Origin of the sequence: Porphyromonas sp. CAG:1061, assembly GCF_000435035.1 — a bacterium.
Classification (GTDB): Bacteria; Bacteroidota; Bacteroidia; order Bacteroidales; family Porphyromonadaceae; genus Porphyromonas_A; species Porphyromonas_A somerae.
Genome location: NZ_HF988860.1, coordinates 1 through 1,975, shown reverse-complemented (window position 1 = coordinate 1,975; position 1,975 = coordinate 1). Strand labels below are relative to the sequence as shown.

The following is a 1,975-nucleotide window of genomic DNA, read 5'->3' as shown; positions in this document are numbered from 1 at the left end:
AATACAAACGTAAATAATGTATGGAATAGAAATTAAAAGAGAAATGAGGCAATGGCTAAATGAAGTGCCTCAAAATGTCAAACGGCTAATGGGTATATGAAAGCAGACATCGCATTGATTAAGTATGACGCTTTTGACAACATAGTCGATGCTTTCATAATAGAAAACAAACTCAGCGGCACTACCTCTTATACCAAAAGACAAATAGAAGGCTTTAGGGCGATTGTTAAGAATAAACATCAAACAATGAGAGTTATGTATGGCAGAGAAAACTTGAATGTTAACACAAAAGAAAAACAGATAAAGGCAGATAACATATATAGAATACACGACCATGGTATTGATAATCTTTTAAGTGTTGAAATACAAAGAATAGATATTGCAAGATAATATGGTTAAATCAGAGAAAAAGGGAATCGTATTTGGGGCTTTTGATTCACACTTTGACAAATATGGATACAAGGGCGTTAAAAGTGGTGGAGATCCGACATATGTAATGAAAACCGAAAACTACGTAGTGACATTCTTTATAAACTTTTTGGATCTGGGGGGGGATATATATATCAGGTGTTAGTATCTCAATTGCCAATGTGGAAGAAAACATCATTTCACTTTTTGGGAAAGCAGCAATTAAAAAGAGGTTTTTTTATGATGAAAAGAAGTATTTTTTATCTACAGTCTCTGACAAGGTTAACTTTAGCATGAATGATCCCAGGAAATTAGATGATGAGGTTAATTTACTCGATTTTGCGAACTCTTACATCAACTATTATGAGGAAAAGGGCAAGCACTTTATAGAACATTATTCCTCTCTTCCAAATATATTAAAGAGGATGAATGAACTAACATTGGAGGGTAAGGTTTGGCAAGATAGAGGAGTCGGAATTCTTTCTGGTGCTCTAGATGTTCAACTCAGAGGCTTAATTATTTCAAAGCTATGCAATGATAATGGATTAAATGATAAGATATTGATGTGTGATGAAATTTTCTATAGAGATCAATACAAAGACTGGCTTCCATACTACATTAAACTGAAGGAACAATTACCATCCATTCAACCCCTCTACAATGTATGATAATAGGAGAAATCTATACTTTATAGTTCTATCTTTTATGGGAAGCAAAGCGAAAAAAGTACATTCGCAATTGAAAGGAGCAGTCTGCCTTACAATCTTTTGGGGATACTACCTTTATATGCCAAAAGCAAATATTACAAGCGTATTAAAAAAAGAATGGATAACAAAATTAAATGTAGTTTATCCAAAGATTAAGTTTGAAATAATAGCTTTGGAAGACTTTATTAAATGAAATATTATGAAGAAAAAGGAAATTAAAAGGGGTGATATTATCGAAATAGTTGGGGCAAAGTATGTGTTCCCTAAGGAACGTCCTATTGGATGTCTCGAATACAATAAATGGTTGGAGTTTATCAAAGACAACAAAGATCTTTTTGTTTGGTATGAAGATACAGAAGATGGAGTTTACCGAAAAAATAATCTTGACGAAGTTCCTCAATGGGCTCTTAAAACTGTTCTTGACTCATTAAATAGAACTATTGTTTATGGAACAAGTAAAATAGTTCGATCTTGTCATGATTTAATAATCAAATATGACCATTTAGATGGAATTGTCAGCATATCGATAGAAAAAAAAATGACAAAAGAGGTTGCAAGCATTCTTCTAAGAATGGCAAGATCCATTGGAGGGAAATTAGTTATCAACGGGACATATGAATTAGAATGTATAGAACAATTAGAATAGAATTTAAACTACGTTTATTATATAAGATACAACTAAGTATTTATATGTTAAAGTGTCCTCTCCTGAAATAGTAGACACACAAACCATGCGAAAATATGGCAGAAAAGAATCTCACGAGTAAAAAGAGAGAAGCATATGATGATGCTTTTAAGGTCAAGGTAATACGTGAATGCCTAGACACAGGAGAGAACATTAGTAGCCTTGCTACAAGATT

The 1,975-nt window shown here is 32.7% G+C and carries 4 protein-coding genes; all 4 read left to right on the top strand.

The window, feature by feature from the left end; all coding sequences use genetic code 11:
• Positions 1–96 precede the first annotated feature (96 nt).
• The 4 genes from QVO39_RS01500 to QVO39_RS01485 all read left to right on the top strand — a co-directional run bounded on the left by QVO39_RS01500 (position 97) and on the right by QVO39_RS01485 (position 1,761).
• A complete protein-coding gene (locus tag QVO39_RS01500) occupies positions 97–390 on the top strand; it encodes a hypothetical protein (RefSeq protein WP_021902721.1) in 294 nt (97 codons plus the stop codon).
• Between the two features lie 200 nt (positions 391–590).
• A complete protein-coding gene (locus QVO39_RS01495) occupies positions 591–1,076 on the top strand; it encodes a hypothetical protein (protein ID WP_021902719.1) in 486 nt (161 codons plus the stop codon).
• Between the two features lie 37 nt (positions 1,077–1,113).
• Positions 1,114–1,308 (top strand): hypothetical protein, encoded by a 195-nt coding sequence (locus QVO39_RS01490; protein WP_288171444.1) that lies wholly within the window; start codon positions 1,114–1,116, stop codon positions 1,306–1,308.
• Positions 1,309–1,314: 6 nt separating this feature from the next.
• The gene (locus QVO39_RS01485) at positions 1,315–1,761 is read left to right on the top strand and encodes a hypothetical protein (protein WP_021902717.1); all 447 of its coding nucleotides are present in this window, start codon (positions 1,315–1,317) and stop codon (positions 1,759–1,761) included.
• Positions 1,762–1,975 lie beyond the last annotated feature (214 nt).